Here is a 21,147-nt window from a genome sequence, read left to right on the forward strand (position 1 = left end):
TGGTAAGATCCCTGAAAGATGATCAGGTAGATAGGTTCGAGGTGGAAGCATGGTGACATGTGCAGCTGACGAATACTAATCGATCGAGGACTTAACCAATTATGAGAAAGTGGAAGCGACTGATCAGCTTTGAGAGCTGGTGGAGGCCTGAATGGATGAGACGTCAGTCTCAAACAGGCAGGGTGAAGCAGCCGAAAAGCTAGGAGCTGAAGCTGGACTAGGTGATTCTCGGAATCCCTTACTTTGATGAACGTATCCAGTTTTGAAGGCGCGAGCCTTTCATAGTCTAGTGATGACAGCGAAGAGGTCACACCCGTTCCCATGCCGAACACGGAAGTTAAGCTCTTCAGCGCCGATGGTAGTTGGGGGTTTCCCCCTGTGAGAGTAGGACGTCGCTAGGCACTTTGAAAAAGTCTTTCCTTTAGGGGAAAGGCTTTTTTTGTGCTTGTAAAAAGCGAAGGAAGGGCCAGAGACATAAATGCATATAGGGCAAAGTGCCGGAATCCTAAGTGCATCCAGGGCAAAGGGCCAGGATCCCAAGGGCAGAAACCGACTGATTCCGTTATTAAAAAACATCATTTCCTCAGCCGTGTCCACTTTCAATCCAGCAAAAACACTCTCATCCCATCAGGTACCTGATGCGCTGCGTAGGTGAGGAAGCTTTTGATCACTGGATAATCTGTTGTTTCTTTATAAGTCATACACCGGTGCCACCATTCTGTTTCGTAGCGTGCGAGCATGCTGAGGCTGTAGAGAATCAGGTAATGGGTCTGCATGTTGTGTAATGACGGGCAGGGGTCATGCAGTGAATTGAATAATTGATGCATATCACAGGTGATCATTCTTGGTGAACAGTGAAGCAGTTTTTCTGAGAATGTTGTGTATAGCCCGTGCTTTTGAATTTTGACGGTGTCTTCTAAAAAGGTGTAGTGTTTCTTTTTGATTTTACGGGAAGATACGCCGTGCGCGAGCTGATTGGTTTTTTCGGGATGAAAAGGGTCTTTCATCATGATGGCTGCTTTAAAGAGGTGGATCATCCCGTAGAATTGCAGGACAGGCTGAATGAAGACAGTGGAGTGAGCTGCCTGCTGATAGAATAGTTCGGCGTGTTCAATATGCGCACATAATGCAGGTGCTTTTTCAATGGCCAGCTGTTCAGAATGAGTGATCCCTGCTGCTGTATATCGGGTGAATAAAACCTGTGTAACGTGGTGTTTGGCGTATAGGGGCAGGTAGTGCTGCCAGATAAAGTCGGACGTCATACAAAAAATCTCCCAACTATTCTTAATAATCGAACTTATTCCTTCAATATTGACACGCGGTTGACCGGCTGATAACCTTACAATAATATTTTTGAGACGGGGAGGAAATTGACAATGTGGGAAACGAAATTTGCTAAAGAAGGTTTGACGTTTGATGATGTACTGCTGGTCCCGGCGAAATCTGAGGTATTACCGCGTGATGTTGATCTGTCAGTTGAGCTTACGGATACGATTAAACTGAATGTACCAATTATCAGTGCAGGTATGGATACGGTGACTGAAGCTGCAATGGCGATTGCAATGGCACGTGCAGGCGGTCTTGGTGTCATTCATAAGAATATGAGCATTGAAGCACAGGCTGAGCAGGTTGAGCGTGTAAAGCGTTCTGAGAGTGGTGTCATCACAGATCCGTTTTTCCTGACTCCTGATCATCAGGTTTTTGATGCAGAGCATTTGATGGGCAAATATCGTATTTCAGGTGTACCGATTGTCAATGATATGGATGAGCAGAAGCTGGTTGGAATTATTACAAACCGCGATCTTCGTTTCATTCAGGATTACTCAATGAAAATTGATGAAGTGATGACAAAAGAAAATCTTGTGACTGCTTCTGTTGGCACAACTTTGGATGAAGCTGAGAAGATTCTTCAGCAGTATAAAATTGAAAAGCTTCCTTTAGTTGATGCGAACGGCATCTTAAAAGGGCTAATTACGATTAAAGATATTGAAAAAGTGATTGAATTCCCGAACTCGGCGAAAGATTCGCAGGGACGTCTTTTAGTGGCTGCTTCAGTCGGTGTGACAGCAGATGCTGAAAAGCGTGTGCAGCAGCTCGTAAAAGCAGGCGTTGATGCACTTGTAATCGATACAGCGCACGGTCACTCACAAGGCGTGCTCGATACCATTGCACTGATCCGTAACTCATTCCCTGATGTAGTCATTATCGCAGGAAATGTGGCGACTTCTGATGGAACAAAAGCACTCATCGAAGCTGGTGCTGACGTTGTCAAAGTTGGGATCGGACCAGGTTCAATCTGTACAACACGTGTTGTTGCCGGTGTTGGTGTACCACAGATCACGGCAGTGTATGACTGTGCAACTGAAGCACGTAAACACGGTAAGTCTATTATTGCCGATGGCGGAATTAAGTATTCAGGCGATATCGTGAAGGCACTGGCTGCCGGCGGACATGCTGTCATGCTTGGAAGCCTGCTTGCAGGTACGACTGAAAGCCCAGGTGAAACGGAAATCTTCCAGGGACGCCGCTTCAAGGTTTACCGTGGAATGGGTTCAATGGCTGCAATGGAAAAAGGCTCAAAAGACCGTTACTTCCAGGAAGATGCGAAAAAACTTGTACCTGAAGGCATCGAAGGCCGTACAGCTTATAAAGGACCGCTTGCAGATACTGTTTATCAATTAGTCGGCGGGATCCGCAGCGGAATGGGCTATTGCGGTTCTAAGAATCTGTTCGAACTGCGTGAAGAAGCACAGTTTATCCGTATGACGGGTGCAGGTCTTCGCGAAAGCCACCCGCACGATGTACAGATTACAAAAGAATCTCCAAACTACTCATTATAAGATAGATGCAACATTCGACACACCCAAAGCAGGGCTCCATTCTTACAGGAGTCCTGCTTTTTTGTCACTGAACAGTGCTAATCTGGCTATACTTTTTGGTAAATGATTATGATAGAATGACAGAAGTGTACATAGAAATGCGTAAGCGCCTCGAACAGGCCCGACAAGCATAAGACGCGCTGAGAAAAATGGGCGGTCTTTCCTATTTTCTCAGCGTGGCTTATGACTCGAGGGCCTAGGCGCTGAAGCTGGACACGGATAACTTATCGGAGGTCTAACATGTTTAAAACAAATGTATTACGTAAAGCGACAGCAGGTGCGCTTGCGTTAGGGTTATTTTTTGGAAGTGGTGCATTTACCCACGAAGCAAAGGCAAATGTGATTCAGAACTGGCAGGTTGATGCAGCAATTTTACTTGAAGCAGAAACAGGTAAGGTTTTATTTGCAGATAATGCAGATACGCAGCTTGGTGTTGCGAGTATGACGAAGATGATGACTGAGTATTTGCTGCTTGAAGCGATCGCGAACGGAGAAGTATCCTGGGACGATCAGTATACGGTAACGGATAAGACATATGAAATTTCTCAGGATACATCACTGAGTAATGTGCCGCTGCGTAACGGTGAGCAATACTCGATTCAGGAACTTTATGAATCAATGGTGATCTATTCAGCGAATGCATCAACAATTGCACTGGCAGAAACAGTGGCGGGCTCTGAAGGAGAGTTCGTCAAGCTCATGAATGAAAAGGCGGCTGAACTCGGACTTGATGATTATAATTTTGTGAATTCAAGCGGTCTGAATAATTCGGATATGAAAGGCTATCATCCGGAGGGCACAGGAGCAGATGAAGAAAATCTGATGTCAGCACGTGCTACAGCAAAGCTTGCTTATCATTTGTTAAATGATTTCCCTGAAGTATTGGAAACGTCAAGTATTCCTAAAAAAATCTTCCGTGAGGGTACGGATGATGCAACTGAAATGGAAAACTGGAATTTCATGCTGCCTACTTTAGTATTTGAATATGAAGGCGCTGACGGGATTAAAACTGGTACAACTGACTTTGCAGGTTATACATTTACAGGTACAGCAGAGCGTGACGATATGCGTCTGATCTCTGTTGTGATGAATGCGACAAATGAAAATGGTGTCGGTTCTTATGCTGCTCGTTTTGGTGCCACAGCTGAACTATTTGACTACGGTTTTGGAAATTTCTCTATGCAGGAAATTCTTCCGGCCAATTATACAGTAGAAGGTCAGGAAACACTTCCTGTTGATAAAGGAACAGAAGATACAGTGGGCATTGAGTCAATGGAACCGGTACAAGTGATCCTTGAAAACGGTCAGGACCCTGCAACATTCACACCTGAACTGATGCTTGATGAATCCCTTTTAAATGAAGATGGTGAACTGACAGCGCCAATTGAAGAAGGTGCACAAGTAGGTACGCTCAGCCATGCATCAGCAGCCGGCGAGTACGGATTCCTTGATGAAAGCATGGCATCATCTCTTGAGACAGAAGTCGTGACAACTGAAGCAGTGGAAAAAGCCAACTGGTTTGTGCTCAGCATGCGTGCAGTCGGTGGATTTTTTGGCGGTCTCTGGGATACAATCGTGACTACGGTTAAAGGCTGGTTCTAAAAAATTTCTGACACGTTAACGTGCTAAAAACCTTTACATATCAAGGTTTTTAGCACCATTTCATATGTTAAAAGCACTTCCTATCTTGACAGGAAGTGCTTTTTTAGTGAAGATAAAAGATGGGATAAAGAAAAGCCGAGGAGCTAGCGCCCGAAGCTGGACACCATTTATTCCGACTATTTAGATCAAAATTCACCAGCTTCAACTGAAGGCAGGGGACAGTCCCGGGTCTTCAGGGGAGCTGTTCTAGAGGATGAAGGAGGCTTTTACCATGAATACAGGTACGGATCGTGTAAAAAGAGGAATGGCTGAGATGCAAAAAGGCGGCGTGATTATGGACGTTGTCAATGCAGAGCAGGCTAAGTTAGCAGAGGCAGCAGGTGCGGTAGCAGTTATGGCACTTGAACGTGTGCCATCTGATATTCGTAAAGAAGGCGGAGTTGCCCGTATGGCAGATCTTCGCATTGTAGAAGAGGTTATGAGCGCGGTAAGTATTCCGGTCATGGCAAAAGCAAGAATCGGGCATATCACAGAAGCCCGCGTACTAGAATCAATGGGTGTAGATTATATAGATGAAAGTGAAGTATTAACACCAGCGGATGAAGAGTATCACTTAATGAAGAGTGATTTCACTGTACCATTCGTATGCGGGTGCCGCGACCTTGGTGAAGCAGCACGCCGTATCGGTGAAGGTACGTCAATGCTTCGTACAAAGGGTGAGCCTGGAACAGGTAACATCGTAGAAGCAGTACGCCACATGCGTAAAGTGAACGGACAGATCCGTAAAGTCGTAAATATGTCTAAAGATGAGCTGATGACGGAAGCAAAACTGCTTGGTGCGTCATTTGACCTTCTTTTAGAAATTAAAGAACTTGGACGTCTTCCGGTTGTAAACTTTGCTGCAGGCGGCGTTGCAACGCCGGCGGATGCTGCACTAATGATGGAGCTTGGCGCTGACGGTGTATTCGTAGGATCAGGGATCTTCAAATCCGATAACCCTGAAAAGTTTGCACGTGCAATTGTGGAAGCAACAACGCACTACCAGGATTATGAGTTAATCGCAAAAGTATCAAAAGAGCTTGGTACAGCGATGAAAGGGATGGAAATCTCATCACTATCATTAGAAGACCGCATGCAGGAGCGCGGTTGGTAAGAAAGGGCTGATCATCATGACAACAATTGGTGTTTTAGGATTACAGGGAGCGGTTCGCGAACATGTCCGTTCAATCGAAGCAGGCGGTGCCAAAGCGGTTGTCGTGAAGAAAGCAGAACAGCTCACAGAGATTGACGGATTGATTTTACCAGGCGGAGAAAGCACAACGATGCGCCGCCTGATTGATGTATATGGTCTGATGGAGCCGCTGAGAGCATTTGCCGCTTCAGGTAAGCCGATGTTTGGCACATGTGCCGGGCTGATCCTGCTTGCAGGAGAAATTACCGGGTATGATGAGCCTCACCTTGGTGTGATGGACGTTGTGGTTGAACGGAACTCATTTGGTCGTCAAAAGGAAAGCTTTGAAGCGGACCTGACGATTACAGGTATTGAAGGAGATCCTTACACAGCGGTCTTTATCCGTGCGCCGCATATTGTATCAGCCGGACCTGATACACAAGTGCTGGCCACGCACAATGACCGGATTGTCCTTGCGCGTCACGGGCAATTCCTCGGCTGCTCATTCCATCCAGAGCTGACGGATGATCACCGTTTGACTGAGTATTTCATCCAAATGGTAGAATCTCCAGCTGTTGTGATATAAAAAACAGTTGATCTTTTCCGGAACGTGTAGTAACCTAATTTTTATCATAACAAACGAAAAGCTGTGACAGAAAACAGTAGCGGAATGCGCTTATTCAAGAGAGCCTGCGGCCGGTGTGAGCAGGTATAAGACGTTCGCGAATCCATTCTGGAGCGGGAATCCGAAAATTGAGTAAGATTCCACGGGCAGGCACCGTTATGCCTTAAGCGGAAAGTACACATGTGCTTTCAACCAGGGTGGTATCGCGGGCTTCAACTCTCGTCCCTTATTATTTTTATAATAAGGGGCGGGAGTTTTTTGTTTTTTGGAAGTCTGGGACAGACCCAAACTTCCCTGCAGCTTTTCAATCATCTAAAAAGAGGAGGAATCATCATGTTAGATTTAAAACGTTTACGTAATAATTTTGACGAGATAAAAGAAAAAATGGCAAAGCGCGGAGAGGATCTGAAGGATTTCGATCAGTTCCAGGCACTGGATCAGGAACGCCGCGAGCTGATTACAAAAACGGAAGAGAAGAAGAGCCGCCGTAATGAGGTGTCTCAGGAAATTGCACAGATGAAGCGTGAAAAGAAGAATGCGGATGACGTGATTACTGAAATGCGAAATCTTGGTGATGAGATCAAGCAGATCGACGAGCGTCTGCGCGAAGTGGAAGAGAAGCTTGAAACACTGCTGCTCTCTATTCCAAATGTACCGCATGACAGTGTACCGATTGGTGATACTGAGGATGATAACGTTGAAATCCGCAACTGGGGGAACATTCGCAACTTCGATTTTGAAGCAAAGCCTCACTGGGACGTGGCAACTGACCTTGAGATGCTTGATTTTGAACGTGCTGCAAAGGTAACAGGCAGCCGCTTCGTTTTTTATAAAGGCGCAGGTGCACGTCTTGAGCGCGCGCTGATCAACTTCATGATGGATCTTCATCAGGATCAGCACGGCTACACTGAAATGCTGCCGCCATACCTTGTTAACCGTGCAAGTATGACAGGAACCGGCCAGCTGCCGAAGTTTGAAGAGGATGCTTTCCGTATTGAAAAAGAAGATTTCTTCCTTGTACCGACGTCTGAAGTGCCTGTTACTAACTATCACCGTGATGAAATTTTAAAAATTGAAGACCTGCCAAAAGCGTATGTCGCTTACAGCGCGAACTTCCGCTCTGAGGCAGGATCCGCAGGCCGTGATACACGCGGACTGATCCGTCAGCACCAGTTCAACAAAGTGGAGCTTGTACGTTTTGCGAAGCCTGAAGAGTCTTATGAAACGCTTGAAAAACTGACTGGTCACGCTGAAAAAGTACTTCAGCTGCTTGAACTGCCGTACCGTGTGATGAGCATGTGTACAGCGGACCTTGGTTTCACAGCTGCTAAGAAATATGATATCGAAGTATGGATTCCAAGCTATGGCACATACCGCGAGATCTCTTCTTGCAGTAACTTCGAAGATTTCCAGGCGCGTCGTGCAAATATCCGCTTCCGCCGCGAGCCAAATGCAAAGCCTGAACATGTGCATACGTTAAACGGCAGTGGTCTTGCAATCGGCCGTACAGTTGCTGCGATTTTAGAAAATTATCAGCAGGAAGACGGCAGTGTAGTCGTACCTGAAGTACTGCAGCCTTATATGGGTGGTAAGAAGGTTATTTCTAAATAAGTGAATTGAGAGCTGTCCTGTAGTGGACAGCTCTTTTTATATGGTTTTGTACCGGTCAGTCAGACACTCCCAAAAACTCCCCGCTTGACGTTTCGATACCATCCGGCGTATGATAGCTTATAAACTTATATTCCGATCAGAAAGGTATGATATAGATATGTCTCAACCTCTTTCCATCCCGCGTCCGCTCGTCCGTACGAACCAGTGGACCATTGTTCTGACCGTTGCAGCAGTCTGGATCACAGGATTCCATCATTTATTACTCATTCCGTTGCTTGCCGGCCTTGGTGGTGTCTTATTTAACTTTAATCCGGTTATGCGTCTTGCTAAGCAATTTTTGAAGAAACCGATGAACAGCTATATCCCTGAAGATCGTTCAGATCAGCGTTTTAATCAGACGCTTGCTGTATTTTTCCTTACCGGGGGCTATCTTTCTTTCATTTTAGGGTGGACAATTGCAGCTTATGCCTTTACAATAATGGTTGTGACTGCGGCATCAGTTGCGATCATGGGCTTTTGTGTCGGCTGCTTTATCCGTTTTCAATGGAAACAGTGGCAGTACCGCCGCACAAAAGAATCTAAAAGTTTTTCATAAAATCTTTTAAAAAAGATTGACGGGAACTTTCAACCATGATATTATAGTTCTTGTCGACAGGGAGGTATACCCAAGTCCGGCTGAAGGGATCGGTCTTGAAAACCGACAGGGGTGTAACAGCCCGCGGGGGTTCGAATCCCTCTACCTCCTCCATAATTTTCAAATTAAACATCAACGCGCATAAATTGGAGAAAGTCACTGCTTTGGCAGTGGCTTTTTTGTATATAAAAAAGATCATTCACTGCTGGCAGTACAGTTAAAATGGTGTACTGCTTATCTTATTTGTTTTGTTAAAGCCCAATGTTGTTTTAGCACAGCTGGTGATTGGAGCGGAAGGGGGACGACTCCAGCAGGAGAAGCGTGACAGGTGAGACCCCGCAAGCGCCGCGCGCTGAGGAGGTCCGATTGAACCGGAGCCAAAAGACGGCTCATGCGGAAAGCGTTCCCCCTGAAGCGGAAATCAACAGCCAGATTTAACAGAGTATGCTTTTTTGCAAAAAACCACGAATTTTCCCGACTCCTAATACTAAAAACAAGAACGTATGTTTGGTATAATGTGAAAAAGGAGTGATGATATGCAAAAAAGTTTATATGATATCGCTGTAAAGATGCGGAGTGGAGAGGAAAGGGAGGCGCTTGAGCTGCTGTCGACGTTTGAACCGGTTATTCACAAATATGGCCGATTACTTGATGGCGAGGATACAAAGCAGGATCTGAAGCTGCATTTATTAAAAACCGCACGGAAAATGCCGCTCGAGCGATTAACTGAGAAGAATAATAAAATCATCTTCAGCTATCTCGCAAAATCGTTAAAATACGAATTCATTCGTTTATCAAAAAAGAACAGCAGGATGATTGAAATTGAACAGGCTTTTGAGATAAAAAACGTTGCGGACGAGGCGGCTATGAATTCAGAGATTGAATTACTGGAAATGATGGGGGTCTTAACGACACAGGAGGCGTTTGTTATTGAGTGTATATATATAAATGACCTGTCTGCTACAGAACTTTCCCAATACATGAAGATCTCAAGACAGGCTGTGAATCAGACAAAAATGAGAGCTCTTGAGAAAATCAAATGCCTGTATTTTGGATATGAAAAAGAGAAAAGGAAGCCATCAGATTCAGTGCAGTGACCAGACCACAAGAATTGAAGCTCCTTTTCCCTGTCTCAATTATAGCTTATTTGAGATGAGAATTCATGCAATGAAAAACCCGGCGGTGTATCGGCACACCGCCGGGTTTTCTTTACCGTCCATCTTTCTTCAACAGCATCTCAATCAGCTGCAGCGTCTCCTCAAGCTTCCGGTTCGTCTCAAAAAACTTATCCTCCCGCTCCTTATTCATCCGCAGCACATAAAACAACAGCCCCGCAAACAAAACCGCAAACACACCCTGCGTCGACAATACATCAATTAGAATTTTCTCCATCAAAAAATCCCCCTTTTACTCTATATAAAAGGAGGATGAAGTCGTTTTGTAAACATTGGTTTTAATTTTATATAAATTGGCTGATGATTTCCGCTTCAGTCATCAGCTATGCAGATTCTAGAATGGAATATTTCAACGAACATGATAAAAATGAATTTATTCACACTCACTCAGCTGGTCCTTGGAGTGGAGGGTGAAGACTCCCGCCCCAGGAAGGGACAGGTGAGACCCCGCAGAGCGAAGCTCGAGGAGGCTCACCGCCCGGGGGCAGGAAAGCGAAGCCCTCCACGGAAAGGACCAGCGGTTTCAGAGACTACTTCTTCAAAAGCGAAGTCTGCTGAATAAACGATCCGATCTTCTCGAGAATCGGATCAATCGAATCAGGATTCTTCACGAGATCATAATCATTAATATTCAGTCTCAGCACCGGACATGCATTAAACGAATCAATCCAGTTCTCATAGCGCTGGTGCATCTCTTCCCAATAAGCAAGCGGTGTTTCCTGCTCCATCGGACGGCCTCTTGCCTGAATGCGCGTCACAATATCATCCAGCGACCCTTCAAGATAGACAAGCAGGCTTGGATGAGGGAAATAAGGTGTCATCACCATTGCCTCAAACAGGCTCGTATACGTCTCGTAATCTACCGGTGACATTGTGCCTTTTTCATAGTGCATCTTCGCGAAAATGCCTGTATCTTCATAGATCGAGCGGTCCTGAATGAAGCCGCCTCCGTATTCAAACATGCGCTTTTGTTCCTTGAAGCGTTCTGCGAGGAAGTAAACCTGCAGATGGAAGCTCCACTTTTCAAAGTCTTTATAGAATTTATCAAGGTAAGGGTTCGCTTCAACTTTTTCAAAAGACGTTCTGAACTGAAGGTGTTCAGCGAGCTTTTGCGTCATGGTTGATTTGCCGACGCCGACTGTTCCGGCGATTGTAATGACGGCATCGTTCGGGATACCGTAGCGTTCACGTGCGTTCATAGGGTTGTACTCCTTTTAAGTAATGATTCTTCGACCTTTTGCAGGACTTGTCCGAGGTCTTGTTCGTAGTTGACGAAATCAATCTCGTCACCGTTGATCCGCAGCACCGGAATTTCCGGGTGCGTTTTTTCGAAGTGATGAATGAATTCATCATAATCTGCTGAGAGCTGCTCTAAGTAAAGCGGGCTCATATCTCTTTCAAATTCGCGTCCGCGCAGCTTTACGCGTTTTAGCAGTGTCTCAAGGCTTGCATGAAGGTAGACAACGACATTTGGCTTTGGCATATCAGCCGTTAAAATGCGGTACACTTCAAGATACTTATCGTATTCCTCAGGACGAAGCGTACGTTTGGCGAAAATGATGTTTTTGAAAATGTGGTAATCTGCCGCGACAGGCTTCTGTGCTGACAGATAGTGACGCTGAATATCGCTCAGCTGCTTATAGCGGTTGCAGAGAAAGAACATCTCTGTCTGGAAGCTCCACTCATCAATGTTTGAGTAGAATTTATCTAAAAAAGGATTCTCATCGACAATCTCTTTTAACAAATGAAAATCAAAGTGTGAGGAAATGGCTTTTGCAAGAGACGTCTTGCCGACGCCAATCGGCCCCTCCACTGTAATAAACGGAATGGTTGTCATTCTCGTTTCCTCCTTGTTCTCCAGTCAAGCCGGTTCAGTTCGCACCCGTTATTGTACCATAATCAACAGGTGAAAAGTAGGCGTGATCCGACGAAAAAAGACAAGGAGTGTGATATCACGCTCCTTGTCCGTATGAAAAAATTATCTGAGCTTTACAGGGGTGAACTGGTCGCCGAGCAGCACCCAGTTTTGAGGAAAAGAAAGGCCGAGTTTCCAGTAACTCATCCCACGTAAATTCAATTCTTTTAACAGATCAAACTTCGCCTGAATGGACCGTGCATCCTCAAACCAGATAATATGGTCCTTTCCGTCAGCAGTGTATTCAATAAACGGTGCCTGGGCAGTTGTATCATACTGGATGGGCACCCCTTGTGTTGCGGCGATCTCAATTGCCTGCTGGGGACTGATTGCACGTGCCTGAGAGCCCTGTACAAACGGCAGCGTCCAGTCATAGCCGTAAAGGTTCTGCCCCATCATGATTTTATTTGCAGGTATTTCAGTAAGGGCATATTCAAGTACATCCCGCACCGGCCCAATCGGTGAGACTGCCTGTGCGGGTCCTCCGCTGTAGCCCCATTCATACGTCATAATGACGACAAAATCCACGACTTCACCGATCGCCTTGTAATTATGCGCTTCATACCATCTGCCAGGCTGATCGGCGCGCGTTTTCGGCGCTAGTGCAGCTGAGACAAGCCAGCCTTCTTTGGCGTAACGCTCTTTTGCTTTTGCTAAAAACGCCGTATATGCTTCTTCATCTTCAGGACGCAGGTATTCAAAATCAAAATGTATATCCCGGAATCCATACTGTTTAGCTGTTGTTTCAATATTATCCAGCAGGTTATCCTGCACAGTCATATCATTTAAAAGGATCCGGCCGAGCTCATCGTTAAATCCGCCTTCTTCAAGATTTGTAATGACCATCATCAGTGTATTGCGGTTGGCGTCAGCAATCGGCACGAACGGTTCGACCGGCAGCGTGCTGAGTGAACCATCTCGTTTCGCCTGAAAACTGAACGGAGCGAGATAGGTTAAATAGGGAGCGGCCTCCCTCGTCCGCAATAGGATATTTTCAGAAACGGTTTCACCAAAAGGTTCTGCATAGGCATTGAATTCTGCAGATGTTTTAGGTTTTGGCGGTAAATAAAGGCGCCACCCGATTGCAAGCGGCTGTTCAGGCGATAACCCATTAATTGAGGCGAGTTCCTGATAAGTGATGCCGGCTTTCTGGGCGATCGAATAGAGGGAGTCCCCGGCCTGAACGAAATAAAAGCTGCCGGTAATCGGGATCACGAGTGCCTGCCCCGGCACGAGCTGATCAGGATTAGGAAGCTGGTTGGCATCAGCAATCTGCTGAGGGGTAATGGAGTAAAGTGCGCTGACTGTAAACAGGTTCTCACCCGGTTGGACAACGTGAATTTGCATAAAGAACTCCTTTCACTTTTAGAGAAAATAGACGCTATTTTCAACTATATGATAGAATCAGAAAAAAATGAGCAAAGGGCGAATGTGATGACTGAACGCGATGAATACTGGATGCAGCGGGCGATAGAGGAAGCGAAAAAAGCTGAAGCGATCCGTGAAGTGCCAATCGGGGCTGTGCTGGTTAAAGATGATGAAATGATCGCCTCCGCCTATAACCTTCGCGAAACAACGCAGAATGCTGTCACTCATGCCGAGCTGCTCGCGATTGAAAAAGCATGTGACGCAGTTGGCAGCTGGCGCCTTGAGAATACAACGCTCTATGTCACACTTGAGCCATGTCCGATGTGCAGCGGTGCGATCCTGCTGTCACGCGTGGACCGGGTTGTCTATGGTGCGCGTGATCCAAAGGCGGGGTGTGCGGGCAGCCTGATGAATTTACTTGAGGATGACCGCTTCAACCATCGCTGTGAAGTGGTGCCGGATGTACTTGGAGAAGCGTGCGGTCAGATGCTGACGGACTTTTTCAGGGGTTTGCGTGAGGAGAAGAAACGCAGGAAACAGATGTCAAAAGATCCTGATTGATTTTTCTGTCTACAGGTAGTATACTAAATCTTGCGTCGTCAAAAGGCGCAAATGAATATTGGTCTCATTTTTGCCGTGCTAGGTGGGGAATTAGCGGTGCCCTGTATTCGCAATCCGCTCTAGCGAAACTGAATCCCTTCTCGAGGCTGCCATGCTTCATGGTCTGCCTTCTGTAAGTGGTGTTGACGTTTGGGTCCTGCGCAATGGGAATTCATGAACCATGTCAGGTCCGGAAGGAAGCAGCATTAAGTGGAACCTCTCATGTGCCGCGGGACAGCCTGAACCGAGCTAACTGCAGGAGTAACGCATGGGGCTGTCAGTCGACAGAAGGTGCACGGCATTTTAATTTTTATATAATCAAAGTCATTCCGGATTCCGGGGTGGCTTTTTTGTTTTGGTGTGGGCTGCTGGTGTGGCGTGTTTCGGGGCGGAGGTGGGGCAAAGTACCCGAAGCGTCGAACGTTGGCTGCTGAACGTCGAACATGGCGGTATAAAACTCGAACTTGCCATGTTAAGTGCCGAACACACAGTCCTAAAACGCGAACCACCCGGCACATACGCCGAACCGCCATTCCGTCCCTAGACACATCCACCAAGTCCACAAAACCCATAAAAACCCACACAAATCCCATTATATGGGCGTTTCCTGAATCATTTTTAAAGGTATGTTACCCTTAAGAACATTACAACTGAAAAGGGGAAGTCATATGAAGCCGAAAAAGTCACCAGTATTTTCGATTTCTGTGGGACTTGCAGTCGCATTTGTGCTCGTTGGTGTGTTATTTACCGATCAGCTCAACGCGGGACTTGCAACAGCGCAGTCATTTATGTTTGAAACGTTCGGGTGGTATTACCAGCTGCTTGTAACGGGTATGTTTTTATTTGCGGTGTATTTAGCATTTGGCCGCTTCGGTAAAATTAAGCTTGGGCCACAGGATGGAAAGCCTGAGTTCAGCAGGCCGGTCTGGTTTTCGATGCTGTTTTCAGCAGGAATTGGGATCGGGTTATTCTTTTACGGCGTGTCTGAGCCGATTGGACACTTTTCTTCACCGCCTTATGGGGAAGGCGGGACACCGGCTGATGCAGTTAGTGGTGTAGCCTATACCTGGCTTCACTGGGGCTTTCACGCATGGGCGATCTACGCACTTGTTGCACTTGCACTCGCACTCCAGCAATTCCGCTACAATACTCCAGGTTTAATGAGTTCTACGCTTTATTCCGTATTGGGTTCACGAGTAAAAGGACCAATTGGACATACAGTTGATATCATCGCTGTATTTGCCACATTGTTTGGTGTTGCCGCATCTCTCGGGCTTGGTGCCCAGCAGGTGAATTCCGGACTCGTGTTTTTATTTGATGCACCATACAATTTTACAATTCAGCTGATCATTATGATGATCATCACTGTTATTTTCGTCATTTCAGCATCCACGGGTATTCATAAAGGAATAAAATACTTAAGTACGATTAATATTTCGATCTCATTTATCTTCTTAGTGTTTATTTTTATCACAGGGCCGACGCTGTTTATGTTAAATATGTTTGTATCAGGTCTGGCTGAATACTTATCCATTTTTATTCCGATGTCGTTGCAGGTGAACCCTGTTAATGAGCAGGCTTCAAGCTGGACAGAGAGCTGGACGATTTTTTACTGGGCATGGTGGATCTCCTGGACACCGTTTGTCGGGATGTTTATTGCCCGTATCTCTAAAGGCAGAACGATCCGCGAATTTATCGTGGGTGTCATCTTAGTGCCGAGTTTTGTCATGTTTATCTGGTTCGCTTTTGTCGGCGGGACAGGGATTTATTATGAGTTATATGAAGGGCTTGAAGTATCTGCCCAGTCACTTGAAACAGCACTCTTTTATGTGCTGCAGGAGCTTCCGTTCACAGCCTTTATGTCATTTTTCACCATCATTATTGTGACGATCTTTTTCGTTACAACAGCTGACTCAGCCACTTTCGTATTAGGGATGCAGTCAACGAATGGTAACCTGAATCCATCAACGCGCATCAAAATCACATGGGGCGTTCTGTTCGTGTCGATCACAGCCATTCTGCTGTTAGTCGGTGGTCTCCAGGCCTTCCAGACAGCAATTGTGATCAGTGCGCTGCCGCTGTCGTTCATTGTGATACTCATGTGCGTGGGGCTTGTGAAGACATTGAATAAAGAAGTGAAAGGCAAAAAGTCATAGTTTAAAATCTGTATGATTTCCTCCTCTATTTCTGAGTGTCAGATGCGCGGATTTGCGTTATACTGAAGGGAGGAAATCATGACAGATGAGGAGGGTACACCAATGGCTTATCAAGCGTTATACCGCGTGTGGCGCCCGCAGGAATTTGCTGATGTTGTAGGGCAGCAGCACGTGACAAAAACGCTGCAGAACGCCCTCTTACAGGAGAAAATTTCTCATGCTTATTTATTTTCCGGCCCCCGTGGTACCGGAAAGACAAGTGCGGCGAAAATTTTAGCCAAAGCGGTGAACTGTGAGCATGCACCAGTCAATGAACCGTGTAATGAATGTGCGATCTGTAAAGGAATCACAGATGGTTCCATTTCTGATGTGATTGAACTCGATGCCGCATCCAATAACGGTGTCGATGAAATCCGTGATATTCGTGACAAGGTAAAATACGCGCCAAATGAAGGGCGCTATAAAGTATATATCGTCGATGAAGTGCATATGCTGACGCCCGGAGCTTTTAATGCGTTACTTAAAACGCTTGAAGAACCGCCTAAGCATGTCATCTTTATCCTCGCAACAACAGAGCCGCATAAAATCCCACTGACGATCATTTCACGCTGCCAGCGCTTTGATTTTAAACGGATCACAGCTCACGACATTACAGGAAGAATGAAGCATATTGCAGAAGCGTCCGGTGTGACAGTTGAAGAGAGAGCACTTCATATCATTGCCCGGACTGCTGAAGGCGGAATGCGTGATGCGCTCAGTCTGCTTGATCAGGCGATTTCATTCAGCGGTGAGCAGGTTGAGGTGGAAGATGCGCTCACTGTAACAGGTTCAATCGGCCAGGAACAGCTGACGAATCTCGTAAAAGCGATTATTGATCAGGATACCCCTCAGGCACTCGACGCCATTCATCGTCTGCTTGAAGAAGGGAAAGACCCCCTCAGGCTGATTGAGGATCTCATTTTATACAGCCGGGATCTCTTGCTGTTTAAAACAGCACCTGAGCTTGAGGATTCACTAGAGCGCGTATTGTCAGATGATGCATTTAAAAAGATTGCAGAAACTGTGGAATCTGATCTGTTGTATCAATATATTGAAGTGCTCAACAAAACGCAGCAGGAAATGAGAATGTCCAATCATGCCAGAACCCATTTAGAGGTGGCGGCAGTGAAGCTGTCTCAATCTGAGCGGCCAAAAGCAGCTCAGGCAGTGGATATTCCTGATCTGCAGCAGCTGATCAACAGAGTGAACCAGTTAGAAGGAGAGCTCAAAAAACTGAGGGCAATCGGCGTGCAGGAAGAACAGGCGCAGCCCGCTGCAGCCCCGACTGCGAAAAAGCAAACGCGTCAAAGTACATTCAAAGCGCCAGTCGGCAGAATTAAAGAAGTGCTCAGAAATGCAACAAAAGATGACATTACACAGATTAAAAACCGTTGGGGAGATATGCTCGAGAGTATGAACCGCCAGCAGCTGAGATCACTGACAGCACTTTTGAATGAAGCTGAGCCAGTTGCAGCATCTCAGGACACTTTTGTGTTAAAATTTAAATATGAGATTCATTGCAAAATGGCAATGGAAAACAATAAGCTGACAGACACAATGCCTTCTATTCTGCAGGAGCTTACCGGCACATATTATTCAGTGATCGGTGTGCCTGAAGATCAGTGGCTTGATATTCGCGAAGACTTTATCCAGCAGCAGGATGAACCTGAGGGAGACGGTGAAGCGAAAGAAGACCCGCTGATTGAAGAAGCAAGGAAACTTGTCGGCTCAGACTTACTCGATATTCAAGACTAAATTATTCGGAGGTAATACACATGCGTGGTGGAGGAAATATGCAAGGTATGATGAAGCAGATGCAGAAAATGCAGAAGCAAATGGCAAAGGCACAGGAAGAGCTTGGAGAAAAGCGCCTGACTGGTACAGCTGGCGGCGGAATGGTGACAGTTACTGTTTCAGGTCATAAAGAAGTGGTAGATGTAGAGATTAAAGAAGATGTTGTAGACCCGGAAGACATCGAAATGCTGCAGGACCTTGTTTTAGCCGCAACAAACGAGGCAATGAAAGCAGCTGACGAATTGACCAATTCTACAATGGGACAGTTCACTAAAGGCATGAACCTCCCGGGGATGTTTTAATACGTGCACTACCCGGAACCGATATCCAAGCTGATCGACAGCTTCATGAAACTGCCAGGCATTGGGCCGAAAACAGCGGCCCGGCTGGCGTTTTTTGTATTAGGAATGAAAGAAGACACAGTGCTCGATTTCGCAAAAGCGCTGGTCAACGCCAAGCGGAATCTCGGATTTTGCTCTGTTTGCGGACATATCACAGACCAGGATCCATGCTACATTTGTGAAGATCAAAAGCGCGACCGCTCAATCATCTGTGTCGTTCAGGACCCTAAAGACGTGATTGCAATGGAGAAGATGAGAGAATATACAGGTCTGTATCATGTTCTTCACGGTGCCATTTCCCCAATGGATGGTATTGGCCCGGAAGATATTAATGTACCTGATCTGCTGAAGCGTCTGCAGGATGATGAAGTACAGGAAGTCATTCTAGCAACCAACCCGAATATTGAAGGGGAAGCAACAGCCATGTATATTTCCAGACTGCTCCGTCCTTCAGGAATCAAGGTTACCCGCATCGCACACGGTCTTCCTGTAGGGGGCGACCTTGAGTATGCCGATGAAGTGACGCTATCCAAAGCGCTTGAAGGAAGAAGAGACGTCTGATAATTAATCGACCCAAAGGAGCTTCGTTATGCTGTTTCGTAAAAAAGGGAAGCTGAAAAAAGAGTATGACGAGCGGCTCATTCATTTAATGCAGCAGACAAGGGAAGACTGGCAGCAGCAGAAAAACCTGTCAGACTTAAGTTTTGAAAAAAGCCCTCAAATGATTGCTGAAGAAAAAATGGCCGAAGCACGCTACTTTTATCTATTTAAAGAAGCGCGTCACCGCAAAATTGTCATAAAGTAAGACACCCGCACATAAGATAAGTACAAGACGAAAAGCGTAAGGCGCTCGTTCAACTTCTTAAAGGGGGAGTCGTGTACATGATCTGGCTGTGGGTACTCGGAACGCTCACGACTGTCATTTTAATTTTGTCAGTTGGGACCGTTCCTTTTTTAAAATGGCTGTGGCGGTTTGCGACGAAATGGGTGGTCGGTCTTGGCCTGCTGTTTCTCATTAACCGTTTCGGTCAGGAGTACGGATTATATGTTCCGATGAATCCGCTCACTACAGGAATAGCGGGTGTACTCGGTCTGCCGGGTACAGCAGCGCTGGTCTACATCTTTACCCGTTAATATTGAGGTTCCATACAGAAGGGAACGAAACGACCCTTCTGTATGGAACTTTTTTTATGTTCATTCGTAAAATCAGGTACGGCTTTCAATTCTGGAGGGATGATAAATGGGGCGTTACCGTGTAAGACCGAGCAAAGGAGCTTCAACATTTGCAATGGCCGGAGGAATTGCTTTTCTCATTTTAGGCATTACAGTTGCGATTCCACAGTTCGGTTTGTTTGGCGTAATATGGACACTGATTGCAGCGGGCATTACGATTTTTCATGCGATCAATGCTTTTTCTGATAAAGGAGTCTCGGAATATGATGTGAATATCGAAGACCAGCCTTTATCAAATACAACGGGAGATAGTTATGAAGAAAAGATCAGACAGCTGCACCGTTTAAAAGAAGAAGGACTGATTACAGAAGAAGAGTTTCAAAAGAAGAAAACGGAGCTGCTGAATGAAAAATGGTGAGGATCTTCGTATGATATTTCACCTTTAAGGAGGAAAACATGGAAAAGTGGTTGGATCGAATGGAGATGGATTATGACCTGGAGGGCTATACCCCGGTTGAACCTTATATTGAACGTTCTTACAATCCGGTGGAAGGAACCGTCTACACGCTGACAGTTGACTGGCTGCCTCCGGGTACAGTGGAACGAGAGGAAGAAGGTCACAACCCGGCAGGAACGATCGTCTTAACGTATAACATCACTCATCAATGTTATATCAGGATGATTGTGGTTGGGGATGAAGGCAGTGACAAGCTCGTTTTTAAAACAGAGCAAGAACTGGATGACTGGCTGGTGAACCAGACTAGGATGACGCCGGGAGTGAATCTGATCAAAAAGAAAACAAATCATGGTGTCTCTTATAGTGCGGTTACATATGGTATCCGGTTATCACCAGGAGGATCCATTGGCATAGAGCTTGATGAACAGCATCGATTAAAGATGTATTCAAAATACGGCGTGTTTCCCACTGATGAGTGGATTCATCAGGAAACATTCACAATCACTCAGCCGGACGTGATGTCTATAGCCCGCAATCAGGTAAAGGTGTATGAAACGCCTTTTATTTTTGATGGGAAACCATTTTATGCGTTCGAAGAGATTTACGTTAAAAACAATGATCTGAACACACTGCCGTTTGAACTTGATGAAAGAAATCAATGGTATAATCAGCATTCATCTTTGCTGGAGTGGGATCATGCAATCAAAAGAGAGTGGTCATTTAAACCGCCCTTTACCCACCATTCGCTTTCAAAGGAACAATTGGAGAAGCACGAACCACATCCTGCAGCGCGTCCGTGGACAGAAGAAGAGGTTAGTTTGATAAAAGAAGCTGTTACATCTTACCTTCAAAGTGAGTACCCTAAAGAGTCCGGTCTCTGGCAGCTGAGAAGTTTCTTTCGTGAAGATCATTATATAGAAGCAACAATTGAACATGACGGAGATAAAATTAAGCTGTTTCTTGATGAGAGCTATCAATTGATAAATGTAATGGATAAGCAAAAAATGCTCGCGCATATGATGCCTGATCAAAAACAGGTGGAGTCGTCTGAACGTATATCACCAGAACAGGCAGCACGAGATATTTTTTCAGCGTGCACTATGACACCTGTCTATGTATTTGATCCGGAATGCGGGAAGTATGTTCTCTGCTGCAAGCTTGATTCTGATGTTGTATTGGATGCACGCACAGGGTGCAAAATTGATCTTTAAAAATTAATTTTGAAAAAGGGTTGCGTTATTTAAAGAATACATGGTATATTAGTTCTCGTTGCTTTAACAACGCAGCACACAATCAAAACACACAACAAAAAACAGCGAAAAACTTTTTTGAAAAAGTGATTGACTTAAAACGCTGAAAGATGTTATGATAGATTGGTCGCTTGAGAGAGCAACACCGCGTTTCTTCTATAGTAAAGAAGAGGGCGGAAAGAAAGAATTGAACCTTGAAAACTAAACAACCAAACGTCAACGTTTTAAGATTTTAAGTCTTTTTCGAATAAAAAAGACATGAGCTTTTCAAACACTTTACGGAGAGTTTGATCCTGGCTCAGGACGAACGCTGGCGGCGTGCCTAATACATGCAAGTCGAGCGAACAGATGAGGAGC

The 21,147-nt window shown here is 45.7% G+C and carries 21 protein-coding genes, 1 tRNA gene, 3 rRNA genes, 1 other RNA gene and 1 other annotated feature; of the genes, 21 read left to right on the plus strand and 5 right to left on the minus strand.

Annotated features, from left to right (window positions below):
* Together KP77_RS00010 and rrf are read left to right on the plus strand one after the other, a co-directional pair.
* A 23S ribosomal RNA gene (locus KP77_RS00010) occupies nt 1-99 on the plus strand; the annotation flags it as partial.
* 186 nt (nt 100-285) lie between these two features.
* Nucleotides 286-401: ribosomal RNA gene (rrf, locus tag KP77_RS00015) — 5S ribosomal RNA — on the plus strand.
* A 198-nt stretch (nt 402-599) separates the two neighbouring features.
* Here rrf and KP77_RS00020 read toward each other — a convergent pair.
* Complete coding sequence (locus KP77_RS00020; RefSeq protein ID WP_041120730.1) at nt 600-1,262, minus strand: YaaC family protein; 663 nt, start codon at nt 1,260-1,262, stop codon at nt 600-602.
* Nucleotides 1,263-1,376: 114 nt separating this feature from the next.
* On the opposite strand from KP77_RS00020, the gene guaB reads away from it, so the two are divergent.
* The 8 genes from guaB to KP77_RS17410 all read left to right on the plus strand — a co-directional run bounded on the left by guaB (nt 1,377) and on the right by KP77_RS17410 (nt 9,619).
* Nucleotides 1,377-2,840: an IMP dehydrogenase gene (guaB, locus tag KP77_RS00025; RefSeq protein WP_041120731.1), complete on the plus strand. Its 1,464-nt coding sequence runs from the start codon at nt 1,377-1,379 to the stop codon at nt 2,838-2,840.
* Between the two features lie 279 nt (nt 2,841-3,119).
* Nucleotides 3,120-4,481: a D-alanyl-D-alanine carboxypeptidase family protein gene (locus tag KP77_RS00030; RefSeq protein WP_041120732.1), complete on the plus strand. Its 1,362-nt coding sequence runs from the start codon at nt 3,120-3,122 to the stop codon at nt 4,479-4,481.
* 271 nt (nt 4,482-4,752) lie between these two features.
* Entirely contained in the window at nt 4,753-5,634 is an 882-nt protein-coding gene (gene pdxS / locus KP77_RS00035) for a pyridoxal 5'-phosphate synthase lyase subunit PdxS (protein WP_041120733.1), read from the plus strand.
* A 16-nt stretch (nt 5,635-5,650) separates the two neighbouring features.
* On the plus strand, nt 5,651-6,238 hold the full coding sequence (gene pdxT, locus KP77_RS00040; RefSeq protein ID WP_041120734.1) for a pyridoxal 5'-phosphate synthase glutaminase subunit PdxT: 588 nt from the start codon (nt 5,651-5,653) through the stop codon (nt 6,236-6,238).
* 54 nt (nt 6,239-6,292) lie between these two features.
* Nucleotides 6,293-6,507: a binding site (T-box leader), on the plus strand.
* A gap of 103 nt (nt 6,508-6,610) precedes the next feature.
* Nucleotides 6,611-7,888 (plus strand): serine--tRNA ligase, encoded by a 1,278-nt coding sequence (gene serS / locus KP77_RS00045; protein ID WP_041120735.1) that lies wholly within the window; start codon nt 6,611-6,613, stop codon nt 7,886-7,888.
* 157 nt (nt 7,889-8,045) lie between these two features.
* Nucleotides 8,046-8,483, plus strand: a complete 438-nt coding sequence (locus tag KP77_RS00050) for a DUF4395 domain-containing protein (RefSeq protein ID WP_041120736.1) — start codon at nt 8,046-8,048, stop codon at nt 8,481-8,483.
* A 60-nt stretch (nt 8,484-8,543) separates the two neighbouring features.
* Nucleotides 8,544-8,636, plus strand: a tRNA-Ser gene (locus KP77_RS00055).
* A gap of 422 nt (nt 8,637-9,058) precedes the next feature.
* On the plus strand, nt 9,059-9,619 hold the full coding sequence (locus KP77_RS17410) for an RNA polymerase sigma factor (protein ID WP_052473885.1): 561 nt from the start codon (nt 9,059-9,061) through the stop codon (nt 9,617-9,619).
* Nucleotides 9,620-9,731: 112 nt separating this feature from the next.
* Here KP77_RS17410 and KP77_RS00065 read toward each other — a convergent pair whose 3' ends face one another.
* The 4 genes from KP77_RS00065 to KP77_RS00080 form a co-directional block, all read right to left on the minus strand.
* Entirely contained in the window at nt 9,732-9,914 is a 183-nt protein-coding gene (locus tag KP77_RS00065) for a BhlA/UviB family holin-like peptide (protein WP_041120737.1), read from the minus strand.
* A gap of 313 nt (nt 9,915-10,227) precedes the next feature.
* Entirely contained in the window at nt 10,228-10,896 is a 669-nt protein-coding gene (locus tag KP77_RS00070) for a deoxynucleoside kinase (RefSeq protein ID WP_041120738.1), read from the minus strand.
* Entirely contained in the window at nt 10,893-11,534 is a 642-nt protein-coding gene (locus KP77_RS00075; protein WP_041120739.1) for a deoxynucleoside kinase, read from the minus strand. The genes KP77_RS00070 and KP77_RS00075 overlap by 4 nt, the downstream gene beginning before the upstream one ends.
* Nucleotides 11,535-11,675: 141 nt before the next feature.
* Nucleotides 11,676-12,959, minus strand: a complete 1,284-nt coding sequence (locus tag KP77_RS00080; RefSeq protein WP_041120740.1) for a glycosyl hydrolase family 18 protein — start codon at nt 12,957-12,959, stop codon at nt 11,676-11,678.
* Between the two features lie 87 nt (nt 12,960-13,046).
* On the opposite strand from KP77_RS00080, the gene tadA reads away from it, so the two are divergent.
* From tadA to KP77_RS00135, 11 genes are all read left to right on the plus strand, one after another.
* The gene (gene tadA / locus KP77_RS00085; protein WP_041120751.1) at nt 13,047-13,541 is read left to right on the plus strand and encodes a tRNA adenosine(34) deaminase TadA; all 495 of its coding nucleotides are present in this window, start codon (nt 13,047-13,049) and stop codon (nt 13,539-13,541) included.
* A gap of 73 nt (nt 13,542-13,614) precedes the next feature.
* Nucleotides 13,615-13,879: signal recognition particle sRNA large type (gene ffs, locus KP77_RS17730), an RNA gene on the plus strand.
* Between the two features lie 369 nt (nt 13,880-14,248).
* Complete coding sequence (locus KP77_RS00095; RefSeq protein ID WP_041120742.1) at nt 14,249-15,736, plus strand: BCCT family transporter; 1,488 nt, start codon at nt 14,249-14,251, stop codon at nt 15,734-15,736.
* A gap of 102 nt (nt 15,737-15,838) precedes the next feature.
* A complete protein-coding gene (gene dnaX / locus KP77_RS00100) occupies nt 15,839-17,530 on the plus strand; it encodes a DNA polymerase III subunit gamma/tau (RefSeq protein WP_041120743.1) in 1,692 nt (563 codons plus the stop codon).
* A gap of 20 nt (nt 17,531-17,550) precedes the next feature.
* Nucleotides 17,551-17,871, plus strand: coding sequence for a YbaB/EbfC family nucleoid-associated protein (locus KP77_RS00105; protein WP_041120744.1), 321 nt, complete (start codon nt 17,551-17,553; stop codon nt 17,869-17,871).
* Between the two features lie 3 nt (nt 17,872-17,874).
* Nucleotides 17,875-18,471 (plus strand): recombination mediator RecR, encoded by a 597-nt coding sequence (gene recR, locus KP77_RS00110; RefSeq protein WP_041120745.1) that lies wholly within the window; start codon nt 17,875-17,877, stop codon nt 18,469-18,471.
* Between the two features lie 28 nt (nt 18,472-18,499).
* Nucleotides 18,500-18,715 carry a YaaL family protein gene (locus KP77_RS00115; RefSeq protein ID WP_041120746.1) on the plus strand — a complete coding sequence of 72 codons (216 nt, stop codon included), beginning with the start codon at nt 18,500-18,502 and terminating at the stop codon, nt 18,713-18,715.
* A 77-nt stretch (nt 18,716-18,792) separates the two neighbouring features.
* A complete protein-coding gene (locus tag KP77_RS00120) occupies nt 18,793-19,044 on the plus strand; it encodes a pro-sigmaK processing inhibitor BofA family protein (RefSeq protein ID WP_041120747.1) in 252 nt (83 codons plus the stop codon).
* 106 nt (nt 19,045-19,150) lie between these two features.
* Nucleotides 19,151-19,501, plus strand: a complete 351-nt coding sequence (locus tag KP77_RS00125; protein WP_041120748.1) for an SHOCT domain-containing protein — start codon at nt 19,151-19,153, stop codon at nt 19,499-19,501.
* A gap of 38 nt (nt 19,502-19,539) precedes the next feature.
* Entirely contained in the window at nt 19,540-20,751 is a 1,212-nt protein-coding gene (locus tag KP77_RS00130; RefSeq protein ID WP_041120749.1) for a hypothetical protein, read from the plus strand.
* Nucleotides 20,752-21,065: 314 nt separating this feature from the next.
* A 16S ribosomal RNA gene (locus KP77_RS00135) occupies nt 21,066-21,147 on the plus strand; the annotation flags it as partial.

The organism is Jeotgalibacillus alimentarius, assembly GCF_000829445.1.
Lineage (GTDB): Bacteria > Bacillota > Bacilli > Bacillales > Jeotgalibacillaceae > Jeotgalibacillus > Jeotgalibacillus alimentarius.

Excerpts from the sequence above, each read along its gene's own strand:
- KP77_RS00095 (WP_041120742.1), top strand. The coding sequence starts at position 14,249 with ATGAAGCCGAAAAAGTCACCAGTATTTTCGATTTCTGTGGGACTTGCA.
- KP77_RS00075 (WP_041120739.1), bottom strand. The coding sequence starts at position 11,534 with ATGACAACCATTCCGTTTATTACAGTGGAGGGGCCGATTGGCGTCGGC.
- KP77_RS00065 (WP_041120737.1), bottom strand. The coding sequence starts at position 9,914 with ATGGAGAAAATTCTAATTGATGTATTGTCGACGCAGGGTGTGTTTGCG.
- serS (WP_041120735.1), top strand. The coding sequence starts at position 6,611 with ATGTTAGATTTAAAACGTTTACGTAATAATTTTGACGAGATAAAAGAA.
- pdxS (WP_041120733.1), top strand. The coding sequence starts at position 4,753 with ATGAATACAGGTACGGATCGTGTAAAAAGAGGAATGGCTGAGATGCAA.
- KP77_RS00050 (WP_041120736.1), top strand. The coding sequence starts at position 8,046 with ATGTCTCAACCTCTTTCCATCCCGCGTCCGCTCGTCCGTACGAACCAG.
- dnaX (WP_041120743.1), top strand. The coding sequence starts at position 15,839 with ATGGCTTATCAAGCGTTATACCGCGTGTGGCGCCCGCAGGAATTTGCT.
- guaB (WP_041120731.1), top strand. The coding sequence starts at position 1,377 with ATGTGGGAAACGAAATTTGCTAAAGAAGGTTTGACGTTTGATGATGTA.
- KP77_RS00125 (WP_041120748.1), top strand. The coding sequence starts at position 19,151 with ATGGGGCGTTACCGTGTAAGACCGAGCAAAGGAGCTTCAACATTTGCA.
- KP77_RS00115 (WP_041120746.1), top strand. The coding sequence starts at position 18,500 with ATGCTGTTTCGTAAAAAAGGGAAGCTGAAAAAAGAGTATGACGAGCGG.
- KP77_RS17410 (WP_052473885.1), top strand. The coding sequence starts at position 9,059 with ATGCAAAAAAGTTTATATGATATCGCTGTAAAGATGCGGAGTGGAGAG.
- KP77_RS00030 (WP_041120732.1), top strand. The coding sequence starts at position 3,120 with ATGTTTAAAACAAATGTATTACGTAAAGCGACAGCAGGTGCGCTTGCG.
- pdxT (WP_041120734.1), top strand. The coding sequence starts at position 5,651 with ATGACAACAATTGGTGTTTTAGGATTACAGGGAGCGGTTCGCGAACAT.
- KP77_RS00120 (WP_041120747.1), top strand. The coding sequence starts at position 18,793 with ATGATCTGGCTGTGGGTACTCGGAACGCTCACGACTGTCATTTTAATT.
- tadA (WP_041120751.1), top strand. The coding sequence starts at position 13,047 with ATGACTGAACGCGATGAATACTGGATGCAGCGGGCGATAGAGGAAGCG.
- KP77_RS00105 (WP_041120744.1), top strand. The coding sequence starts at position 17,551 with ATGCGTGGTGGAGGAAATATGCAAGGTATGATGAAGCAGATGCAGAAA.
- KP77_RS00020 (WP_041120730.1), bottom strand. The coding sequence starts at position 1,262 with ATGACGTCCGACTTTATCTGGCAGCACTACCTGCCCCTATACGCCAAA.
- KP77_RS00130 (WP_041120749.1), top strand. The coding sequence starts at position 19,540 with ATGGAAAAGTGGTTGGATCGAATGGAGATGGATTATGACCTGGAGGGC.
- KP77_RS00080 (WP_041120740.1), bottom strand. The coding sequence starts at position 12,959 with ATGCAAATTCACGTTGTCCAACCGGGTGAGAACCTGTTTACAGTCAGC.
- KP77_RS00070 (WP_041120738.1), bottom strand. The coding sequence starts at position 10,896 with ATGAACGCACGTGAACGCTACGGTATCCCGAACGATGCCGTCATTACA.